Annotated in this window: 20 protein-coding genes; 5 read left to right on the top strand and 15 right to left on the bottom strand. The window is 40.3% G+C overall.

What is annotated here, in order from left to right; genetic code table 11:
• Window positions 1–6 precede the first annotated feature (6 nt).
• From BLQ57_RS13065 to BLQ57_RS13130, 14 genes are all read right to left on the bottom strand, one after another.
• Window positions 7–258 (bottom strand): hypothetical protein, encoded by a 252-nt coding sequence (locus tag BLQ57_RS13065; protein ID WP_087939954.1) that lies wholly within the window; start codon window positions 256–258, stop codon window positions 7–9.
• A gap of 7 nt (window positions 259–265) precedes the next feature.
• Window positions 266–2317 (bottom strand): hypothetical protein, encoded by a 2052-nt coding sequence (locus BLQ57_RS13070; RefSeq protein ID WP_087939955.1) that lies wholly within the window; start codon window positions 2315–2317, stop codon window positions 266–268.
• A 119-nt stretch (window positions 2318–2436) separates the two neighbouring features.
• Complete coding sequence (locus BLQ57_RS13075; RefSeq protein ID WP_087939956.1) at window positions 2437–5430, bottom strand: sensor histidine kinase; 2994 nt, start codon at window positions 5428–5430, stop codon at window positions 2437–2439.
• A complete protein-coding gene (locus tag BLQ57_RS13080; protein WP_087939957.1) occupies window positions 5423–6154 on the bottom strand; it encodes a LytR/AlgR family response regulator transcription factor in 732 nt (243 codons plus the stop codon). The genes BLQ57_RS13075 and BLQ57_RS13080 overlap by 8 nt, the downstream gene beginning before the upstream one ends.
• 202 nt (window positions 6155–6356) lie before the next feature.
• The gene (locus BLQ57_RS13085; RefSeq protein ID WP_087939958.1) at window positions 6357–7742 is read right to left on the bottom strand and encodes a glycoside hydrolase family 30 protein; all 1386 of its coding nucleotides are present in this window, start codon (window positions 7740–7742) and stop codon (window positions 6357–6359) included.
• A gap of 57 nt (window positions 7743–7799) precedes the next feature.
• The gene (locus tag BLQ57_RS13090; RefSeq protein WP_087939959.1) at window positions 7800–8186 is read right to left on the bottom strand and encodes a hypothetical protein; all 387 of its coding nucleotides are present in this window, start codon (window positions 8184–8186) and stop codon (window positions 7800–7802) included.
• A gap of 12 nt (window positions 8187–8198) precedes the next feature.
• Window positions 8199–8690: a hypothetical protein gene (locus tag BLQ57_RS13095; protein WP_087939960.1), complete on the bottom strand. Its 492-nt coding sequence runs from the start codon at window positions 8688–8690 to the stop codon at window positions 8199–8201.
• An 85-nt stretch (window positions 8691–8775) separates the two neighbouring features.
• Window positions 8776–9222 carry an RrF2 family transcriptional regulator gene (locus BLQ57_RS13100; RefSeq protein WP_087939961.1) on the bottom strand — a complete coding sequence of 149 codons (447 nt, stop codon included), beginning with the start codon at window positions 9220–9222 and terminating at the stop codon, window positions 8776–8778.
• A gap of 104 nt (window positions 9223–9326) precedes the next feature.
• Entirely contained in the window at window positions 9327–9884 is a 558-nt protein-coding gene (locus tag BLQ57_RS13105) for a fasciclin domain-containing protein (RefSeq protein WP_087939962.1), read from the bottom strand.
• A gap of 149 nt (window positions 9885–10033) precedes the next feature.
• The gene (locus BLQ57_RS13110; protein WP_087939970.1) at window positions 10034–12304 is read right to left on the bottom strand and encodes a TonB-dependent receptor domain-containing protein; all 2271 of its coding nucleotides are present in this window, start codon (window positions 12302–12304) and stop codon (window positions 10034–10036) included.
• Window positions 12305–12391: 87 nt separating this feature from the next.
• A complete protein-coding gene (locus BLQ57_RS13115; protein WP_087939963.1) occupies window positions 12392–12772 on the bottom strand; it encodes a hypothetical protein in 381 nt (126 codons plus the stop codon).
• Window positions 12765–13895: a hypothetical protein gene (locus tag BLQ57_RS13120; protein WP_087939964.1), complete on the bottom strand. Its 1131-nt coding sequence runs from the start codon at window positions 13893–13895 to the stop codon at window positions 12765–12767. Before BLQ57_RS13120 ends, BLQ57_RS13115 begins: the two co-directional genes overlap by 8 nt.
• Before the next feature lies 1 nt (window position 13896).
• Window positions 13897–14637 carry a DUF542 domain-containing protein gene (locus BLQ57_RS13125; RefSeq protein WP_169712755.1) on the bottom strand — a complete coding sequence of 247 codons (741 nt, stop codon included), beginning with the start codon at window positions 14635–14637 and terminating at the stop codon, window positions 13897–13899.
• A 288-nt stretch (window positions 14638–14925) separates the two neighbouring features.
• Window positions 14926–16722 (bottom strand): hypothetical protein, encoded by a 1797-nt coding sequence (locus BLQ57_RS13130; protein WP_087939966.1) that lies wholly within the window; start codon window positions 16720–16722, stop codon window positions 14926–14928.
• Window positions 16723–16919: 197 nt separating this feature from the next.
• Here BLQ57_RS13130 and BLQ57_RS13135 point away from each other — a divergent pair, with 197 nt between their 5' ends.
• The 3 genes from BLQ57_RS13135 to BLQ57_RS13140 are packed head-to-tail and all read left to right on the top strand — an operon-like array spanning window position 16920 to window position 19858.
• Window positions 16920–19040, top strand: coding sequence for a ribonucleoside triphosphate reductase (locus BLQ57_RS13135; protein WP_087939967.1), 2121 nt, complete (start codon window positions 16920–16922; stop codon window positions 19038–19040).
• Window positions 19024–19194, top strand: a complete 171-nt coding sequence (gene nrdD / locus BLQ57_RS21565) for an anaerobic ribonucleoside-triphosphate reductase (protein ID WP_139162732.1) — start codon at window positions 19024–19026, stop codon at window positions 19192–19194. The genes BLQ57_RS13135 and nrdD overlap by 17 nt, the downstream gene beginning before the upstream one ends.
• Window positions 19160–19858, top strand: a complete 699-nt coding sequence (locus BLQ57_RS13140) for an anaerobic ribonucleoside-triphosphate reductase activating protein (RefSeq protein ID WP_240507819.1) — start codon at window positions 19160–19162, stop codon at window positions 19856–19858. The genes nrdD and BLQ57_RS13140 overlap by 35 nt, the downstream gene beginning before the upstream one ends.
• A gap of 47 nt (window positions 19859–19905) precedes the next feature.
• Here the strand turns inward: BLQ57_RS13140 and BLQ57_RS13145 are convergent, their stop codons facing one another.
• Window positions 19906–20487 (bottom strand): Pycsar system effector family protein, encoded by a 582-nt coding sequence (locus BLQ57_RS13145; RefSeq protein ID WP_087939968.1) that lies wholly within the window; start codon window positions 20485–20487, stop codon window positions 19906–19908.
• A 211-nt stretch (window positions 20488–20698) separates the two neighbouring features.
• On the opposite strand from BLQ57_RS13145, the gene BLQ57_RS13150 reads away from it, so the two are divergent.
• Together BLQ57_RS13150 and BLQ57_RS13155 are read left to right on the top strand one after the other, a co-directional pair.
• On the top strand, window positions 20699–21316 hold the full coding sequence (locus tag BLQ57_RS13150; protein WP_087939969.1) for a class I SAM-dependent methyltransferase: 618 nt from the start codon (window positions 20699–20701) through the stop codon (window positions 21314–21316).
• Between the two features lie 142 nt (window positions 21317–21458).
• The coding region (locus BLQ57_RS13155; RefSeq protein WP_175444672.1) for a DUF4372 domain-containing protein at window positions 21459–21675 on the top strand (217 nt) is incomplete at its 3' end.

Here is a 21675-nt window from a genome sequence, read left to right on the forward strand (position 1 = left end):
GAATTCCTACAAAGCTGGAGTATGCTTTCCCTTATGGGTTCCTTTGGGATGTCTGGGACAGGGTACGGAAGTCAGCGCGGCAATACTTGTATTATTGGCACCGCAGTACTTACAGGAATAGGAGGATTTTTCCGAACCCTCATAAAGCTTATGTCTCCCTTTATTCGCTCCATCCGGATGTCGAAAGCAAGGTAGGCTAGTCAAGTTGAAGACAGAAGGGAATTTCGTCCCGCAGTATTCACAGTAGAAGGTGGGCATGGTTTGATTATTTATAGGCTGTTAAATATTCTAAAGCTAATTCTTGCATTTTTTCAAATTTTTCAATGGGCATATTTAATTTTTCTACTTTTCTTAGCAATATTCTTTTTGTATTTTCATTAAAATCATCATCTTCAAGTAACTCTTTAATTTCATTAAATAAGATTATTTCATTATTGTGAGACATTATTTCAAGCTTGGCTTGGATTTCGATTTTAGCAGCTTTTGATTTTTCAATATTAAGTTTATCAATTTTTTTATTTAGTAACCTTCTTTCATCAGAGTCAATTTGAAAATCATCTTCAAGCATAAAAATAACTTCTTCGTAATATTTTTTTTCATTAATTGGAAGACTATCGAAATTAATTTCATTTTCGGATCTTTCAAGAGCTTCTAGTTCCTCGATTGGGGCAAACTCAACTTGGATTGACCATTCAATGGTTTCTTTTTCTTTAAAAGAATAGCTGTTGTCTGATGTGCCTGTTAAATTTAAAGCTGTTGCATATGCATTAAATGACTTTTCAAGCTTTAACTTTTCGTTTTTTGAAACAGTTTGAATTTGTGTTGTGGAAATTATTTCATTGTGCTCTAAAATATGTCCCTCCATTCTTTGAGAATATAACCTTTGCCAAGATGATTCATGTGGATACCATATTAAGCTTTCAGGTAAATATGGTTTTTTCCTTGGATTGAAAATCTGAACTCTGGAGGTTTCTTTAATAAGAGAATTTTGATCTAAATTAGCAGTTGTAAATTCCTTTTGATTTTCTAAAGATGCCAATTCTATACTTGCCTTTGAAATTTTTACACTTGAATTTGAATTTTCTTGAGTCTCCAAGTTTTCTTGAGATACATTTCCTCTTTTGTTAGAAATAATAATCTTTTTTGCGCCCAATGCTTGTAAGAAAAACGAAAATTCTTGGAATCTATCATTAAAAAGAAGCTCTTCAAAGTGAGAAAATTGAATGTAATTCTCCTTAACAAATGGATGTCCGATATATAGTTCATTTGGGATAGGGTGTCCAACTGGGAAATTAATTTTAGGAATACTTTCATTTTTTAAAACAAGAAAACTATCAGAAGGTATCTCTTTGGTTGATTCATTTAAAACAATTATTTTTCTTTTCTCATAGGGAAAATCAAAGAAAGAGTTTTTTAATTTTTGATCAATATGACTTATTTTTAATGAAAAATTTGACCTTTCTTCAAAGTCACTTGTTAGATTAACCAATTCTTTATAGATGTTTAGAGTTTTGGTTAAATCTTCAGTACTTTCTTCTAGTATTTCCACTTGAATTTTTTTGAACTCTTTCAAATAGAAATTATAATTTTCTTCATCCAAATCATTTTTAACATCTTGTAAAGATTCTTTGTATATGTCTAAAAGAGATAATGCTATCTGTGATTTACCAATATTGATTAATGTTTTTAAATGTATTATTTTAGTACTAAAGCTCCATTTGAATGAGGATATTTTCTTAAAGTTTTCAATATGGGTTAAAACCTTATTGTATTCACCGTTTTCAAATTCTAATTTTATTTCTTCAAATAATTCTGTTATGGGATCCTTATATATTTTCGAAAAATCGTTTATTATAGCTGATATTTTTTCTAATACATTTTCTTTAATGTCAATAAATTTTTGGGATATTGAAGTGTATTCATTAGAATCTTTATAATATATTCCTAGAATAACATTGCCTTCCTGTGTTTGAAAAACATTTGAATTGTTAATTTTCCTATATGAAATTCTATGAATAATATCGTCAACTTTTCCCCAACCTGTAGTCTCTTCAATGAATGCAATGATTAATTCGTCTACGGTAAAATTATATATAATTCTATGAGTTCTACTCGATGTAAAAAAGTCTCCTTCTGTAACTTGGGTTTGGTAAAAAAGTAAGATTGTATCCTTTATTGGATTTGTTTTTGTTTTATTTCCAATGATAGATAAATGAGTTTCATGTAATTTTTTAATGTTTTGAAAAGTATAGAATAAGTTGATATCATTTTCGCTGAGATTTCTCACATATGATTCTAAGTTATTACGATTTTCCATTGCTTTTGAATTTTGACCTATTTAAGTGCCTTGTTTTCTAATGTTAAAATAGATTCTATTTATATAGCATTAGATCTAAATGTACAGCCACTCTAATCCAATGTACATCCGTCCCCTTTTTACTGATAAACGTAAATCCGGATACTGACTTTTGTGCCCCATTTTCCGGTTTTGACTACCAAACTTTCTTCGGTGTAGCCGGGAAGCAGCATTAATTTCTCTCGAATAAGTAGGGTTCCCTTGGATTCATGTTGGGGATTTTGCTGATTGGAAAAACCCACTCCATTGTCTTCCACTGTGCATAAAAGTTGATTTGGAGCAGTGATTTCGAAAAGTACAGTCAGCTTTGGGTTAGGATGCTCGGGGGTGAAGGCATGTACGAAGACATTTTCTACCAAGGGTTGAATCAGCATGGGTGAAAGTTTAATCTGCTCGCTTTCAGCTTGGGCAAGGTTGATAATCTCCCAATTCACCCGTTCGTCCATACGCATATTTTCTACTTCGATGTAGCGGGACAGGTAATCGACTTCCTCGGCTAGGGAAATCTCGGTTTTTGAGCTTTGTTCTAAGGTACAGCGAATGAGCGAACTGAATTTACCCAGGTAGTTTAGGGCCTGCTCGCTGTCATTTTTGAGTATGAAATACTGTATGCTGTTGATCGCATTGAAAGTGAAATGTGGATTCATCTGAGAGCGAAGCGCCTCCAACTTGATCTCTGCTAGCCGTTGTTTGAGTCTGGTTTTAGCTTCAAATTGCCTTTTTCGTACCCAATAGACAAAAAGGAAGAGTCCGAGGAGAAGTAAAACTAAAAGCAGGATAAACCAGTCTTTCTGATACAGCGGTCTGTCGATTGTAAAATCCAAGAGTTTGATGGAGGACATTTTACCGACCTGGTAGTTCCATACCTCTACTTCGAGTTGATAATCACCCCAAGGCAGGTAGGGGAGTTCGATCACAGGATCTTGGAAGTATTCCGTCCAATCAGCGGTAGGCTTCAGTCTGTAGCGAAACCTCAACTTCTCTGAGTCCAGATTTCCTTTTGGTTTGAATCGGATAAAAAGCGTATTCTGATCCGATTCTAATAAAAGTTTTTGGGGTTGAAAGACGAACCAATCGAAATACTCAGAGGAGAGTGCCCCATGATTGACTTTGACCTCTGTGATGCAAAGTTCGATGTCTTGGTCTCGACTTATGATAAATCCTGGGAGATTGACTTGGTAAAACCCCTGCGATGTACCGATGTAAAGTTGATCTCCTATTCGCTTGGTGCTGAGGAAAACCTTTTGAAAAAAGCCCTGCTCCTCATCAAAGAAACTGTTTCTGTCCTCTTCTAAGACGTGAATACCTCTCTCGGTCACCACAATGATCGCATCTCCATAGGACTCAATGCTCAAGATAGAAGTTCCCTGTAGGTCATCGTTTCCCCAATGATTGATAATGTCAAAATCAGGATGAGGGGAGATTTCAAATAGCTCTCCAAATTCGGTTCCCACCAGTAAATTTCCGTTTTCTAACTCGTGAAGTGACTTGAATTTCTGCTCCTCCCAAATTCCCTCGTTGAGATAGGACTGAAAGCGCTCTCCGTCCCACTGATAAAATCCATGAAAAACAGAAGCCAGGTAGCTTCGTTTTTTTCCCGATTCGACCTTAGCGATCTGAAGAGGAGTAGATGGGTCATCAGGATGGAAATAGGTATAAAAAAAATTATTGGGGTCATCATAAATCCGCACACCTGCATAGGGATTGGTTTCCAATAGCTTTCCGTCCGGCGTAAAGCCCATGCTGAAGCAGTGAACTGGCAGATACGTCTCGATTTCTCCCCGCTCAGTCAGTTTGAATATTCCCAGATTACTATTGACCCAAAAATAGGAATCTCTGTAATGAAGCTCATAAAACTCTAAGTCCCCGGCTTGGATAGTAGGATCGAGCTCGAAAAACCCATCCATTTGATCCGGGATTTTTTCGGGGTTTTGACGGTAATAGTTGGCCTGCATTGCTTTGAAGGCTTTTTGCCCAACTTGGAAAACCTCTGAATGAACGGAATCTCTGATTTCTAAACCCTGCGAATGAAGTAATCCCAAAAGCCCTTTCTTTCCCTCTATTGCCTTTACTTCTTTATTCCCAAATCGCTCGTAAATTAGGTTTTCATCCACACGAACTTGATAGATCCCTTTGTCTTGGGTACCCAAATACAACAGACCTTTTTCTGAATCCAGGACTCCAGCCTGAATGAATCGAGAATCAATGCTGAAGCGTTCGTTGAGTGAAATTAACTCGTTTTTTTCCCATTGGTAGATGCCTCCATCTTTGGTGAAAAGCCCTGCTGCCAAAAGGTAGGTTTCATTTTTAAGTCCTTTGAGTTTTTGCCAAAATACAGAAGAGGAAATGGATTGATGCGGTGTTTTTCCTTGGGTAAAATCAGTCTGCGAGATGGACTTAAGGCTTCCTTTGTCAGAAAGCAAGATTTGATCTCCTTCTTGGAAAACTGCAAAAATGGGAAGCCAATCGTTGATCTTTTGGATTTGGGATTCCTTACCATTCCATAAAATCTCATAGGATCCGCTGCGATAGGTGCTGTAAAACAACCTGTCCTCTGCCTCCCAAAATCCTGCAGTATAATTTAAGTCCGTGTCGTTGGTGCTCTCAGCTATCGTCGTCACTTCCAGGGATGCTATATCGATTAGACTTACGCCATCCTCGGTACCGACTAGCATGTAGTCCTCATAGGGGTAAAAATGCCGGATCCGATCATCCGCCAAACCATCTTGAGTCTGGATTTTCTGAAAACTTCTCCCATCAAAAAAAGTAACTCCCCCTCCGTAGCTCCCAAACCACAGGTGATGATTTTTATCCTCTGCGATAGCCCAGCAACTGTTGAAAGCCAATCCGTCACTTTCAAAGAAATTTTCAAAAGCTCCATTTTCCAATTTGGAAATGCCGTTTTCTGTACCAATCCATAGAATACCCCGACTGTCCAAGTGAAGTGCCCGGATGGCATTGTTTGGAAGTCCATCGGCAGTGGTGTAGGTTTTGGAAGGCAGCTGCTGACTCCGAACCTGCCCAAGGCTCAAAAAGAGTAGGAGTAGGGTCAGCCGAATCCAATTGCTAAGCAAAGCGTTTGGTCAGATTTGAATTTTTACGAATAGCAACAGAAAGTTTGTCTCCCGATTTCATGATCAAAAAATTTTGAGCTTTGTCATAGCGTAGTACCTCCGTCACATTGACTAAATAGGACTGATGAATTCGTATAAATCGACTGACGGGAAGCTTGGATTCGATCTGACCAAGCGCTTTTGAGATAATCAGTTTTGGTTGGTTTTTAAGGTAAATTGTGGTGTAGTTACGGTCAGCCTGTAAGTAAACAATGTCCTCAAATTTCACAAATTCCATTCCCTCTGCGGTAGAAAAAACCACGATTCCCAAGTCATCAAGTTGTTGGGAGAGGTTTTCCAATAGCGACTGCACCGGATCTGATTTTTTGCTGTCCAGGTAGCGGATAATAGTTTTTTGAAGCTCGGTCGAATCCAGTGGCTTTAGCAAATAGTCAAATGCGGTATTTTTGATCGCATTGAGTGCAAAATCCTGATGAGCAGTGGTAAATATGACATCAAATTCACGATTGGGCATCACCTCCAATAGGGCAAAGCCATTTTTTTGGGGCATTTGAATGTCTAGAAAAACCAAATCAGGTTCGTGTTTTTGAATAGCAGGAATAGCTTGATCCACTGAAAGGCACAAGGCACAAAATTCAAACTTCTCCGGGAATAGTCTATCCAAAAGTAGTTTTAAAGATTCCAGCGCATGACGCTCATCATCTACTAAAATAGTTTTAATCATAATAACTTATAAAAATTAACTAGCTTCTAAATTTCAAAAAAATATTCGTTTTTACAAAAGAAATGTACGAGCGTTGGGAAATTGAAGTTAAGCGCTGGTTTTGAAGGATTTTTTGTTTTTACTTAAAAATAAGTTTGAGCGAAAATCTGAGGCATGGAGGCTGTTGATTTAGCCAGCAAATCATGATTATTCCTAAAACAAATCACCAAATCCATGTTCCCGTGGCTCCTGGGTTTAGGCTGGATTTGAATTGATTTTCATTTTCTTGTATCTGAAACTGAGTGGGTTCAGAACTGTCATTGAGCACGATTAGCACTTTTTTACCCTTGGGAGTCAGAAAAGCCACATTGGGTAAGCCTTCTATAGATTCAGAATCAATTCGTAATGATCCATCATCCACAAATTTGCTGGCATGTGCGATGACATAATAGGCGGGATTTCGCGTCACCTGATCACCATCAATGGTCACTGCTCCTAGGCATCGATCACAGCCACCTCGGTCGGTATGGGGTGTTAGTTCAGGGTTGGAGCTGAGGTTCCATTCCAAGACGGTCTTGGCCCAATTGCGCGGAGCGCCTATCAGCAAATTTTTGACATGCCAAGGAATATCCCCTTCCAAATTACCTGGTGCGCCTACCCACTGCTCGGTGAAGTAGATGTTTTTGTCGGGAAAAGCCTGATGAACTTCTGAAAGGGCTTCGATTTCCCCTCCGTAGAGATGAAAAGCTGAGCCATCGATAAATGGATTTGCCAGAGAATCACTCATGACAGCGATGGGGTAATCCGGCCGATCTGCATTATGATCATAGACCACAGTTTTGGTGTCAATATCTGCCTCTTGAAATGCCGGTCCCAAATGCTTTCCGATAAATCGGGCTTGCTGCTCGGGTAGCATCAATAGGGAAGGGTTGTTTCCGGGATGCAGGGGTTCGTTTTGGATAGTTAAGGCATCAATCTGTATTCCTTGCTCCTGCATAGCATGGATGTATTTGACCAAATACTGAGCATAAACTGGTTCAAATTCCTCCAAAAGAGAGCCTCCTCTTGTGTCTTTATTGTCTTTCATCCATGTAGGAGGGGACCAAGGCGAGGCCATCAGCTTAATCTCGGGATTGATGTCTAGGATCATTTTCAAAACTGGAATCACATCCAAAGTATCGTAGCTCAGGCTAAAATTCAGTAATTCTGTATCCACGGCTAGGGAGTCCTGCAGGTCATTGTAGGAAAATGGAAACTCATTCAAGTCCGAGGCTGCGACCGATAGCCGGAGGTAATTGATCCGGATACTCTTTTCTCCGCTTCCAAAAAGCTCGTCCAAAAGAATGGATCGTGCCGAATCGCTCATTTGAAGAAGGTGTCGGGCCGAGCCTTGACTCAGCGTAAAGCCAAAGCCATCCATGGACTGAAAACTCGTCTCCGAATCTATGATAATCGATTTGATATCATTTTGAGCACCGGGGAGCTCAGGATTTTTTTCAAAGAGGATACCTGATTTAGGGTCTGTCAGCCAAAAGTCTATCTGACTTTGAGGGGACTGGCAGGACATCAGAAAGCCACTGGCTAAAAGGAGGAGAAGTGATTTTTTCATATTCGAACAAAAAAGCCCCGGAATAAAATCCGAGGCTATAAAGTAGATGAATTTGGTCTAGAAAGCCAAAGCAGCTAAGCCCAATTTTGATTTGAGAGGATTGATTCCTTTGGTGACATTCCCCAAGTATTTTTTGGCTAAAACCTGCCCAAGTAATTCTGTCAGAAAATTTGATCTTTTGTTTTTGAGGTTTAAGATTCCGGCTTTTTTCTCATCTTCCGAACCGGAGCCATTTGCAATCTGAAATAGCTGATCTACAAAGGTTTTATTGTTAGTTTTGAGTAGATCGGTTTTTTCTGCCGATAAGTTTAGCCCTTTGGTATTGTCTAAGATTTTAAGCACCTGCGAAGGTAAATCTGCTTTTGGAAGTTTGACCTGAGCATTTGCGGATAAAGAAACTAGCCCGATAAGCATCGCTAGAATCAAAGTAAATTTAATTTTCATAATGTTCTCTCTTTAATTAAAAAGCCCTTTTCCCATATTCATTAGTCCTCCGAGGTCCATACCTCCTCCTTTTCCTCCTCCAAGAAGCGAACCGAGAATATCTGCCTGACCGCCTTTTCCTTGTAAAGCCCCGATGACGGAATTCATGATGTCTGAATTGTCCTGAGGAGCGTCATTGATTTTTTTGTTGAAGAAATTCATCAACATAGGCAAGGCAGCCATCGCAATACTCATCGCTTGCCCACTATCGATACCTAGCTTGGACATGAGGCCTTCAGACATGTCACTGGCCAAATTTTTGACTTCGGGACTATTGGGATTGGTGTCACTGCCGCTAAACATCTCCTTTAGTGCACCTAGGTCTCCTGACTGTGCTTTTTTTTGCAGTATAGAAGAAAGCGTCTCTTCTATAGCACCGGCAGCACCGGGACCCGCAGGTACATTAGAGTTGGACAAGAGTTCTTTCAGCGGTCCATCCGCCATTTTTAATAATTGATCTAGCATCTTGATAAAAGTTTGTTTAGCTAAATATCTCTAAAAATTTAATCGGGGGCAAAAAAAGAGCGATAAAGTTGGACTATTTATCAGCTTATTCTACTTGAATGATATGCTTGATGTTAGTCTCACCTTTGATCACTTCTACCGCTAAATGTCGGATACTTTTATTGGTCAGCATGTGGTCTAGTTTTTTCCTGACTTCCACGATTTCGAAGTGTAGTGGGCAGGGATTTTTTTCTGAGCATTTATTGAGTCCCAGGCTACAACCTGAAAAGAGGCTCTCGCCGTCCACGGCACGCACCACGTCTTTGAGTGTTTTGTTGGCATGCGATTCATTGGCATAAAAGCCCCCATTGGGCCCTTTGATAGAACCGATAAGATTTGCACGGCTGAGCTGTTGAAGAATTTTGGCCGTGAAAGCCTCAGGAGCATCGATTGCTGCTCCGATAGCCTTAGCGCCCACTTTGCTGTCTTGAAGACTCTGAGTCCAAATGTAGATGATAGCTTTGATCGCGTATTGGCTTGCTTTTGAAAACATATAGGATGATTTTGTCCTAAATATATCCATTTCCTTTCTTATAGAAAAAAACCGAATCCATTTGGACCCGGTCTTTTAACCAATCAACCATATTTATTTTCTCTTTATTCAGGTAATAGGACTTGGTCAACTATGTGGATGATACCATTTGATGCACTTACGGTGCCCAAGATTTTGGCGCCATTGATTGTTACTGACCCATCCTCGCTTTTGCTTACCAATACAGATCTTCCGTCAGCAGTACCCAGTTTACGATTATGGACGAAGTCCTCGACCTTGTAAACGCCCAAAAGCACATGGTATTCTAAAATATCACGTAATCGTCGCTGATTTTCTGCTTTGGTTAGGGATTCTAGCGTCCCTTTGGGTAGTTGATCAAAGGCGACATTGGTAGGCGCAAATACTGTGAATGGCCCTACATTAGTTAAGGCATCCACGTATTCAGCTGCCTGAAGTGCCGCCACTAAAGTAGAATGGTCCGAAGAGCTCACTGCCACTTGGACCACATTGGGATTGGAGTCAGCATCTTGTACAGCGGACTGACCACTTAACTTTTTGGGTTGGACTTGATTGCCGCTACTTTCAGTACTTGTACCTTCACCGCAGCCCTGTATACACCAAGGAACGAGGAAGAGGATTAGGATTGCTATTTGCTTTTTCATATGCCATGGATTTAGGGTTATTTAGCTGTTTTTTAGACTGCTTTGATAGAATAAAAATACGATTTATTTTTTATATAAGGATAAAAAAGTCCTTTAATTTAATTGAAAAAAATGACCCCGTTTTGGGGTCATTTTTTTAAAAAAAAAATCTATGGAAATTTGTAACTGATCATCAAGAAGAAATTCCTTCCCGGTGAAAATAGGGGACTCTTATCTGCTCCAATCGGACGGCTTAGGTGTTCATAGTAGGCCTCATCCAATAGGTTTTGAACACCTGTTTTTAAAATCAGGACCTCGCCAATAGGGTAGCTCACATCGGCGTCTATTAGCGTGAAGCCTGGTGTCTTTTGCTCACCGAATACTTCTGAAATTCTATTTTGTGTAGCTACTTGACGAAGGCTCAATCCCGCTTGAAGTCTGTCTTCGACAAATTGTCCTTGGATCCGATAACGAAAGTCAAAAGGTGCAATTTCTGGCAAGGCAGCGTCGATGCTGAGATCTTTGCCATAGGTGTAGGCCAATTGGATGGAGTGCTGTATTGATCTTGAGATTCTCTGCTTGAAAGCCAATTCCAATCCGGTTTTGAAAGCATCCTCTATGTTGACATACTGTCTGACTCCTGGACTGGAAGGCAATCGTGGTTTCAAGTCTGTTTTAACCGAAGAAATGTAATCCCTCAAATAGGAGCTGAAGAAAGTGGCTTCAAGGGCTAAGGTTTCGGTTTCGTAGCCCAATACCAGATCCATTTCGTAATTGGTTTCGGGTTTAATTTGAGGATTACCCACCAACTCGAATGGATCCAAACCCACCGGAAGGTAATTGATAAATCGCTCAAGTAAGCTTCCACTTCGCTGTACTGCCGCTACCCAAAGTCCTACATTAAATGCAGATCCCACAGACCTTTGAGCACCAATGCTCAGCCCCGGGTTGAGTTGGGTGTTTTTGGAATCAGGATGCAAGAGTAGAAACTCCTCCGCAGGGTCATTGGCGATAGCTTGATTGAGATCTAATCTACCTGAAGTGGTGAGGATAGTTTGTCCAATCGGGAAAGTATAATTGGCAAAAACGCCGGTTTTGCTGATTTGAGAATTTTGCCATAAGTTATCGTAGAAAATGCTACCCTGCATGGGGCCCATGAGTATCTCACGAATCCGAGAGCCCTCTGCTGCCTCTAGCTTATGATCGAGTCCTGCATAGAGTTTTCCAGATTTGAAATTCCAAGCTCCTTCTGTACGTATTCCCCAATTTTCTGTAATAGCTGGAGTAGAAGCATTGAGCATGCGTGGATCCAAATCACGGAGTAAATTATCCATGAGGTGATCTACCTGGGTAAAATAGGCCGAACTCGTCCAAGTAGTCAGTGGGCCTCCTTTGAAAGTTCTGATGTGCTTGACACTTCCCATCCAAGTATCATCAGTTCTTAGGTCCATATTGAGAGAGGGAAAATCTACATCCCTGGCAAAATTCCGGTTGATTGATATCTGGAGTAGATCTTTTGGACTGATTTTAAGATCCCCGTAAACCCCCACTGTTCCTCGGGTAAAATCGGAAGGAACTAGGTTTCCGTCTCCATCTTTGTAGTCTGTTCCTTTGGCCCAACTACCCAAAATACCCACATCATAGTTTCTACCTTGAAGACCGAGTCGACCCTCATTTCTGCTCACATTTCCATTGGACTCATAGAGGGAGGAAAGCCTGCCATAGACGGCTGCCTCTGCACTGAAATCAGGTGATTCTTGGATATAGTTAATCGTGCCACCCAGTCCAATACCGTAGCGAAGCGCATGCGGTCCTTTTAATATTTCCACTTCTTTGATTCGGTTCAGTGCTACCTGACTTGTAGGTGGGTCCATTCTATTGGGGCAAGCCGCATTGCCACTCTGCATGCCATTGATCACTATATTGAGTTGATCGTATTTGAATCCTCTCATAACCGGATCAAAGGCAAAACTGCCTCCTTTTTGGATACCTGCTACGGCTGGATTGAGAGATAAAATCGCCCCAGCGTCGTGGTGTAAGCGCTCCTGATCTGAGAGAACGATTTTTTTGTCTTTTTCCTCGGTCATTTTCAAGGAAATCACTGAGACGGGAGAGAGCTGAAATACATTTTCACTTCGCTCGATTACCCCGTTTTGGTTTGCCCTGAGTATTTCCTCGGGACTCAGTTCCCAATTGCCATAGCTGATATGACGAAGGAAGAGCCTGGCTTCTGAATTAAATTGAAATTGAATAAATCCATCGCTGTCCGAGATGCCTTGTACATCAGCATAGCGAAAGCTGACACCGGGTATCCCCAAGCTTTGATCAGGGTCTATGATTTGAATTCGAATGGGCTCTTGGGCAAGAGTCCCGAAGGCAGTGCTGAATAGGATCAAAAAGCTAAACAGCAGTAGTCGGTTTATTTTTGATAAGATGTTCATTTTAAAGCTGATTTTAGAGAATGAATAGGCATGAGTATCCCTTCCTTTTGTCCAAAAAGGGGATATCAAGCTGTTTTTATCTGAAAATCAACTGAATTGAGGGGGATGGAATACTCCTAGATCCAAAAGAGAATTCCAGCTTTTCGAATAGCTACTGATGAGGGTGTTTACCGGGATTTTTGAAAAATGAGAGAGCGGGTTTGACCATGTAGAGAAAACAAAAGTCAGCTGAAGCTCTTCCAGTGTGATTTCTTCTCCTTGTTCTGTTTTTTGATTTTTAGCTTCTGCCAGTCTTTTGCCCAATTCGCATTGGCCATCACACTGCAGTTCGGGTTTATCCTTGTTGATGCAATAAAGCGCCGTGATTACTTCTCGGTCCCAATAAAAATGCAATTGAATAAGGCTATAACCCATTCCATTGAGGAGGATGAGGAGGGTAAAGGCAATATGTAGCGCTGCCCTAGGCATTTACTCCGAAATTTAGATCTTCATTTTTGGGCTTTAAGTGATTCTTGTCACTTCTTGAGGCCTCAGCCTTGTAGCTATGGCTTTTTTTAAGAAATACAAGGATGGCCATTGCAAGAAACATAAGCAGTATGCCAAAACCATTTGCAATTGCCATCCACTTTCTTTCATCTGTCCATGACATGGACGAACTTAAAATTCGACCAATCAATGTCAATTGGAATAGTGCCCACGGAATCCAGAGGATAGGATGAAAGGGGCTTTCTTTGATGCCAAAAATCAAGGGGAAAATAATCGGTGCATGAGCCCAAATCATCGAAAAAACGAAGCCAAGAAAGAAGCTATGCAAAAACAAATCGTAGTACAGTGGATGAGAAGGAAGGAGAATGACTATCAGACCAAATATCAATAGCCAGAAATAGCCGATTAGCAGTCCCAGACCAATGTATTTGAACTGATGTGATTTTCTGATCGAAACCCTCGCCATATCGTAGCGGAATAGCCAAATGGCAATTAAAATGGTACTGACTCCCAGGAAGTAGGGGGCCGTACCGTGAAATGGAATAAGCAGTCCCAAAAAGAAGAGAGCCAAGAAGGCTAAAAGAATAATTTTGATGCTGTCTTTGACGGGTAAGTATTCGCTTAATTCTATCCGTTCTCCTACGATCGTAAAGAGCAAAAACCCAATCCACCAAGTGGTACCGGCTGCTATTAAATCTTGGAAGAAGGCCATGAAATTACCCAAAAACCAAAGCACAGCTCCAATGTAAAGTAGGTAGCTTTGGATTTTGGGATGCTTCAAGGATTGCAAATGCATGATGAGGGTCAGTGCAAGCGAAGCAAGAAGTAGCAAGGAATAGCCTATCTCGGAATAGCCGACAAGGAAAAACAGGGTGGAAATTCCCGATGCGAAGGGAACGAGCAGCCAGATTTTCTGCTTCATGACCATGGCTCTCTCGATCGAAATCAAAGTGCCTAAAAAGCCACCCACCATGTACAAACCATGCCCTTCAGCACCCCATGTAGTCAGGGTACTTCCTACACGGATAAAACCACCAGAAATCCCCAAGAGCAAGCCTAAAAGCACAAGGGGAAGCAGCACTGCAGGATGGGCTAATCTTTTCATTTTACCGAGGTGCGACAGAGGCATCTTGCTCAGGGTAGAGTAGGCCCAGGGTTTTTTCGAATAATATATTCCGCTCCAAATGCATGTGCTTCTGCATCGAGAGGTCAAAATCCTCCAATAGAGAATAGACTAGCCGAATACTCTTCGGGCTATCTTCAGGAAGGGAATAGTTTTCTGTTATTAATCGAATCTGTGACAAATGCTGACCTTCTTGCTCATGATCAAGCATCAGGTTTTCAATGTCTCGCTGTATTTTCGAAAACTCCTTAGCCAAAAATAAGTGACGAGTTTCGGCATTTGACGAGATTTTTTTGATGTAGGGGAATAGGATTAATTCTTCCCGTTTGAGGTGTAGCTCGAGTTCATCTGCCGCTTGGTCAAAAATCAAACTGATTTCATGCAATTGCGCAAAATCTTTGCCGTGTCTTCTTATGCCTCGTTCAAGAGCGGCCTTGATTAGTGGAACCTGTTTTTTGGCTAGGCTATGAAACTTGGTTTCGATGTAAGTCGCCAAAAGTCCCAAGGGCCAAAATTTAAAATCAAAGTTTTGCTCCAATGGCCTTGAATAGGCGTCATCCAGTGCATCATAGATTTCTTTTGGGTTGACTTGATGTGTTTCGCAATAGTCCTCAATCGTTTGGCCTCCGTGACAGCAGTAATCGATTCCAAATGCTCGAAATACAAATGCAGCTCTAAAATCTTCTGTGACGAGGTCTGCTATGGGTTTATTTGTACTGTCCATTTTATTAGCGGATAAAAACATCCTTTATAAGTGTGAAAGAAAAGGGCTTTCGCCCTGATCTTTTTTAAAATTAATCAATTTTCAATTAAAGGATATAAATATCCTTATTTATTTTACTGATTATCCGGAATTATACCAGTAGCCATATTTTCTTTGCTTAAGCGGCTGGAAGACCGATGACCGATGACCGAAGTTTGCTTAAATTGAACTTCAACCCTCATTTTGGTCCGTGCACAATTCTCTGGTAAGAAAGCGGATATACATATTTATTTTTAACTCCAGAGAAGATTAGGCTATTGTTTCTTTAAGTTCCATTTGCTGAATCTCTTCAAAGAGTTCGACTAGTTCATTTTTCATGGTTACCAACTTTTCTTCGGTATCCAGTTGAACATCTCTAATCAGCCCTTGATAGTATTCTATGCCCTGTGTCAGATTGGATTTGAATTTTTCTAAATAGGCGATTTGACGCTTTGTTGCGGCTTCACTTACTTTTTCAAACTCGTTTTTCAAGTAGCTCACATAGAGTTGGGCTTCTTTAATCAATACATGGGGTCGATCAGGCTCAAGGGTAAGCTTCACTTTACCGTAAATATGACCGACCATTTCTTTGAGGGAATAAATTCCTTTGAAATAGGCCAAGTTTGGTCCGGGACAAATGGTCACAGCACTGAGCTTACGCTTTGGTATCTCTCCGCTGGCCAAAATGGCCGGAGCGCTTAGTCCCTCACAGAGGCAATCTTTGACCAATGTTTCCTGTAGTTCTTTTTCGGAGATTTCTCCCTTGCCAAATCGCACACTTTGGATGTTTTGATACTGTCTTGATGCGGTGCAAATAGGCTGGTCCGTGTGATCGGTATTGAAGGAAAGAAATTTTTTGTAACAAGGGCTTCCTGGTCGGTTTCGGGCGATTCGATTTTTTCGTTGTTCTTCTGCGCTTGAATTTCTCAAGTTGTTGAAAGGAACTCCTAGGGGAGAAGCATGACTCAGGTAAAAATCCTCCCGTTTGGATTGAATGATTCTTTGCAAGGTATCATCATCGACAGAGGTGGCTTCAGGAACCAGTAGAAAAGGGCTTCCCCATCCCGTGCCGTCGAGCTGATAATGCTTTTGTAGGAAACTATTTTCCTCTGCTGTTCCGATTCCTCCTTGATAAGTGATTTTGAGAGTGGGAGGGGTTGGAAAGCTTTCAATCCCTTTTTGCAGATGCGCTTCTTTGCAAATCTCGAAAAGGGATTGGGCTAATTCTCTTCGGTTTGCTTTGAATTCCTCCAAAATAGGCCCGATCAAAAAGCCATCTGTGGCAAAAGCATGACCCCCACAATTAAGCCCAGATTCGATTCGAAATTCTGAGACCCAGATTCCTTTTTTCGCCAAAAATTTTCCCTGAATCAAAGCAGAACGGTAATCACTTACTTTCAGGACTACTTGTTTTTTCAGGTCTCCCTTTTCATCAGGGAAAAAACCGGAAAATTCCTCCAGGTAGGCAAAAAGAGCGGGATTCATTCCTGCTGAGAAAATGACCGCACCTTCCAGTTTGCTTTGGGCAAATCCTCGCAAAGCAGAAAGAGCATCCGAAAACTCACGAGGTAGAAGCTCCCCATTTTCATCACTGTTGAGTTTGTCCACCTTGGTCATGATGTTGACATCCACACTGCCGGGTTGGATCAATGATTGGATTTGGGCTCCGATTTTTTCTTTTTCCTGAGCTGAATTTGCCCGCGAAAATGCTGTGAAAAGCCCCTTCAAAGGATGATTTTTAGGGAGTAGATCCATATAGGTTTCCAGCTGACTCAGTCCATCTTGACTGTGTAAATCAAGCTCCTCCATTTGTCCCTCAATCAATTTATGCATCAAATCCAAATAGGCTTGAATTCGCTTTGCCCGGTAATCAGTTTCTTTCTCGCTGATCGGATCAAAATCAAATTGATTTTTTTTACAATAAATCTCTCTCATCCGTTCTAATAGCTGATCATCCATAATGGATACGACACTGGATATGCCATATCGAGCCACCTTGATCGGTGTATCTACGGTATAACCCAATCCCATGACAGGGATATGAAAAGAATGAGGAGAAGGAAGCATTTTTAACTGAATTTATATTAGAAGACAAAAATATCGGTTTTATGGTCCTATTCCAAGCTGTTGGTCTTTTGTTTTGGGTCCGAAAAGTATGATTTAAATCAGGCTGAAAGCTGATCATTATTACCTCAGTGCTTGATGACTTAGCAAAGTTATTGTGTAAAATTACAGGATATATTTATCCTTTATTTAACTCGCTTATGGAACATTATGTTATCAAACGAAATGGAGAATATGAACCTTTCAAAGGTTTTAAAATTGAAGATGCACTGAAAAAAGCCTTTCTCAGTGAATCTGTAGATTATAATCCTGAAGTTTTTCTTAAACTCAAACATATACTTCAATCACAAACTACTTGGGCGGTTGAAGAAATCCAAGATCTGATTGAAAAGGAACTTTTCAGGGCTAACTACTTTCAGGTAATGCGGTCTTTTATGCTTTACCGCCATACTCGTAAGCTTCAGCGAGAGCATGTACAAGGACTCAATGAAGACACTACCTATGTGGATAGTACACAGACTATTGAGGAGTATATCAAACAAACCGATTGGCGAATCAATGCCAATGCCAATACTTCCTATTCCAATGCAGGCTTGGTTAACAATGTGGCAGGCAAGATTATCGCTAATTATTGGCTAGATAAAGTTTATACCAAAGAAGAGGGGTATGCTCATAGAAACGGAGATATTCATATTCACGATTTGGATTGTCTTACGGGCTATTGTGCAGGATGGAGTCTTCGCGTATTGCTAAATGAGGGATTCAATGGTGTTCGAGGTAGGGTAGAGAGTCGACCTCCTTCACATTTCAGAGAAGCTTTGGGACAAATGGCTAATTTTCTCGGAATTCTTCAAAGCGAATGGGCAGGTGCTCAGGCTTTCAGCTCCTTTGATACCTATTTAGCTCCCTATGTCTTCAAAGATCAGCTTACTTATGAGGAGATAGAAAAAGCTATCCGCTCCTTTGTCTATAATCTTAATGTACCTGCTCGATGGGGGCAGTCACCTTTTACCAATGTAACATTAGACTGGGTTGTCCCTGATGATTTAAAGGATCAGATGCCCACTAAAAACGACCTCCATCTTTTTACTGGGATAGATTCAGGATTGCTTTTGGAAAAGGGGAGAAAACGAGGTGTGAATTCATTAGAGGAATTGACATACATGCACTTTCAACCAGAAATGGAATTGATAAATAAGGCCTATTACACCATAATGACTGAGGGAGACGCTAATGGTCAGCCTTTTACCTTTCCCATTCCTACTGTGAATATCACGGAGGATTTTGATTGGTATGGCCCGAATACTGATTTACTCTTCGAAAACACAGCCAAAATAGGCTCTTCATATTTTCAAAATTTTATCGGCAGTCAATACACCTATGATGAAAATGGTCAGAAAGTAGAAAATCCAAATGCATACAAGCCTAATGCGGTTCGCTCCATGTGCTGTCGTTTGCAGCTGGATTTAAGAGAGCTATTGAAAAGGGGAAATGGGCTGTTTGGTAGTGCGGAAATGACAGGGAGTATTGGTGTAGTGACCATCAATATGGCTAGACTAGGATTTCTCTATGCCGGAAATAAGGAAGGGCTTTACAAAAGACTGGATTATTTGATGAAAATCGCTAAATCTACGTTGGAGAAAAAGCGAGTTTTTATTCAAGAAATGTATGACAGGGGCTTGTATCCTTATACAATGCGATACTTGAAGCATTTCCGAAATCACTTCTCCACCATCGGGGTGAATGGTTTGAATGAGATGATTTTGAATTTCACGCTTGGAAAAGAAGACATCACCGGGGTCATCGGCCAAAATCTGGCAGCAGAATTTCTTGAGTACATCCGCCAAAGAATGAAAGAATTCCAAGAAGAAACTGGAAACCTGTATAATCTTGAGGCGACACCTGCTGAAGGAACTACCTATCGATTTGCCAAAGAAGATAAAAAACGTTTCCCCGAGATTATCCAAGCTGGGATGGAAGAAAACATTTACTATACCAACAGCTCTCAAATTCCGGTTGATTTCACAGATGACCCTTTTGAAGCTTTGCTCTTGCAAGATGAGCTACAATGCAAGTATACTGGAGGGACCGTACTTCATCTTTATATGCGTGAAAAAATATCCTCACCTGAGGCCTGTCGCAGGTTAGTGAAGAAGGTCCTTTCTAATTTCAAATTACCCTACATAACCGTGACTCCTGTTTTCAGTATTTGCCCGGTTCACGGCTACCTCAATGGAGAGCATGAATATTGCCCACAATGTGACGAAGATTTACTAAATAATATACACCAAAACCCAACAGATTATGCAAACAAAAACTGAACCCACTCAATCCAAGTCGCTTCTGGAAAAATATGAAGAGAAGCGCTCAAAATGCCTCGTTTATACTCGTGTGATGGGCTATCATCGCCCTGTGGAAAGCTTCAATATTGGTAAAAAAGGTGAACATAAACAGCGGACACATTTTGTTGAATAACTTGGAAAAGGGGAGGCCTGTATACAGTATCTCCCCATTTACATTATTGGATTTTCCTGATCGGACGGCATGTATTCTATGGTTTGCCGGTTGCAATATGCGCTGCGGCTATTGCTACAATCCTGAGATAGTATTGGGAAAAGGAAGATTAAGCTGGATAGATGCGCTGGACTTTCTACAATCACGTGTCAACTTGCTTGAAGGCGTTGTTTTTAGTGGTGGTGAATGCACTATTCATCCTCAGGTAGTTTCCTTTGCTAGAGCAGTAAAGCAATTGGGTTTTGAAGTTAAAATTGATACCAATGGTAGTCGGCCTGATGTGATTCACTCGTTGATTCAAGAAGGACTAGTGGATTATATCGCATTGGATTTTAAATCATTACCTATAAAGTTTGAAATGATTACTAAAACCCGTTTGTTTCAAAGGTTTGAACAAAGCTTGGACCTGGGTCTGAGATTTGATGGGCGATTTGAAGTACGAACCACTGTGCATTCGGGGCAATTTAATGAATGGGACTTAAATCAGATGGAAGATTTTCTAAGGAAAAAAGGGTATGACAAAACTTGGTATTTACAGCATTTTCGAGATGATAAAGTGATTCTTGGTGATTTAGGAAAAAGTAGTAAATCATCATTTTCCAACCAATTGGAATGGAGAAATTAAGGATGAGCATTAATTTGTTTTTGAGAGAAACCTGAAGGAGAATAAGCCTAGGTTGATGAGATAATGATAGTCAAGAAAAGTAATAGGGAAGAAATAGAAATCCCTATCAAAAAGATATGATAAGCAATACCTAGGAGATTGGTCTTTTTGGATAAATTTATTCCTTGGTCATAAGTGTCCCGAATTAAAAGGCTGTATAGCGATTCGGGGTTCTTTAAAATCTCCTTCATTTTGTCTTCGTATGTAATGTATTCGAGTTGATAAAATTTTTCGTTGTTCAAAAGGTTATAGAGTCCATCTTTAGGGATTTTTGCTGCCTTGGAAACACGTTTAGGTTTAATGGCCAACACAGCAAAAATAAGCGTGAGCAAATTACTAATTAAAAGCATCAAGGTAGGATAGATCAAAAGGGGCAATTCATCCAGTTTTCGAGCCACGATAGCCAGAATTAGTGAAATAATGATAGCATTGACTGTAATCATGATGTGAGCTTTCTTATCGGCAATTGCAGAAAGGCGAATATGATTTCTAGAGGTATTTCTAAAAAGTGTTTCAATCCCTTTTTTTCCATCAGCTTTTAGTTCTTTTATCTTTTTAGGCTGATTACTAGATTTTTCAATAAGGTCCATAAGTAGCTGTTGGTAGAGGTGAATGAGGATTGCACTTCATTGTAAAATTAATGAATTTAAAGCTTCCTTAGGGAAGCTGAAGTTTAAATCGTTTTGGAATAGAGTTGTATGATTAAAAATAAAATACCTTTCTAATCTAAAACTGTGATTTCGATCACTGGAATAGGATAAGTACATGTAGTATGTTTGTGATTGAACTGAAAAAATAAAAATGAAGGATCCAAGGTACCATTGGGAGGAGGTGTATCAGACAAAAGATAGCACTAAGGTTGGCTGGTTTCAGTCCAAGCCCGAAAAATCCCTGTCTTGTATCCACAAAATTGATCTGCCTAAAGATGTTCGAATCATCGATGTAGGAGGAGGAGATAGTTTATTGGTAGATCACTTGCTTGACGAGGGATATAAGGGCCTTCATGTATTGGATATTTCTAATGGAGCATTGAAAAATGCGCAAAATCGCTTGGCAAGTAAATCTTCTCAGGTTTTTTGGCATGCTCAAGATATCCTTCAGGGATTGGACCCAAGCTTAAAGTTTGACCTTTGGCATGACCGTGCAGCCTTTCATTTTTTCACAGAAGAAAAGGATCAAATTCGCTACAGGGAGATTGTTTCTGCTAGTTTGAATAAAGGAGGCTTCTTTATTATTGGTACTTTCTCGCCTAAAGGACCAAATACCTGTAGTGGACTTCCTATTTGTCAATATTCAATTGCTGCTCTAAGTCATTTTTTTAGTAAAAGTTTCAGGTTATTTGAAGGGTTTAATTATGATCACATCACGCCTTCGGGAAGTATTCAGAATTACTCTATGGCTATTTTAAGAAGAAGGTGATTTTTTATTACTGTCATCCGAGTAAAATTACCAATGTAAGTTAGCTTTCTTGGAATAGTACAAAACTGAAAAAGCGGAACCACCGATTAGGTTAATTCCGCTTTAAATGGGATGTTGCGGTTACCACACTACAACCAACCCAGTGCAACATACAAAACTATCAGGTCATCCGATCATCAGTCAGTTACTTTCTTTTATTCCCCGGGAGATCGTTGACCAAGCAACGAACACTTTTCAGTCAGATCGGTATTATAAGACCATGGATACCTGGAAGCAGCTGGTGTTTATGCTCTATGGGGTGGTGTCCAAAGTCCATTCGCTCAACAGCTTATGTAAGTGCCTGTTGTTTTTGGGTCAGA

The sequence above is a fragment of the Algoriphagus faecimaris genome (genome assembly GCF_900101705.1).
In the GTDB taxonomy this organism is placed as follows: domain Bacteria; phylum Bacteroidota; class Bacteroidia; order Cytophagales; family Cyclobacteriaceae; genus Algoriphagus; species Algoriphagus faecimaris.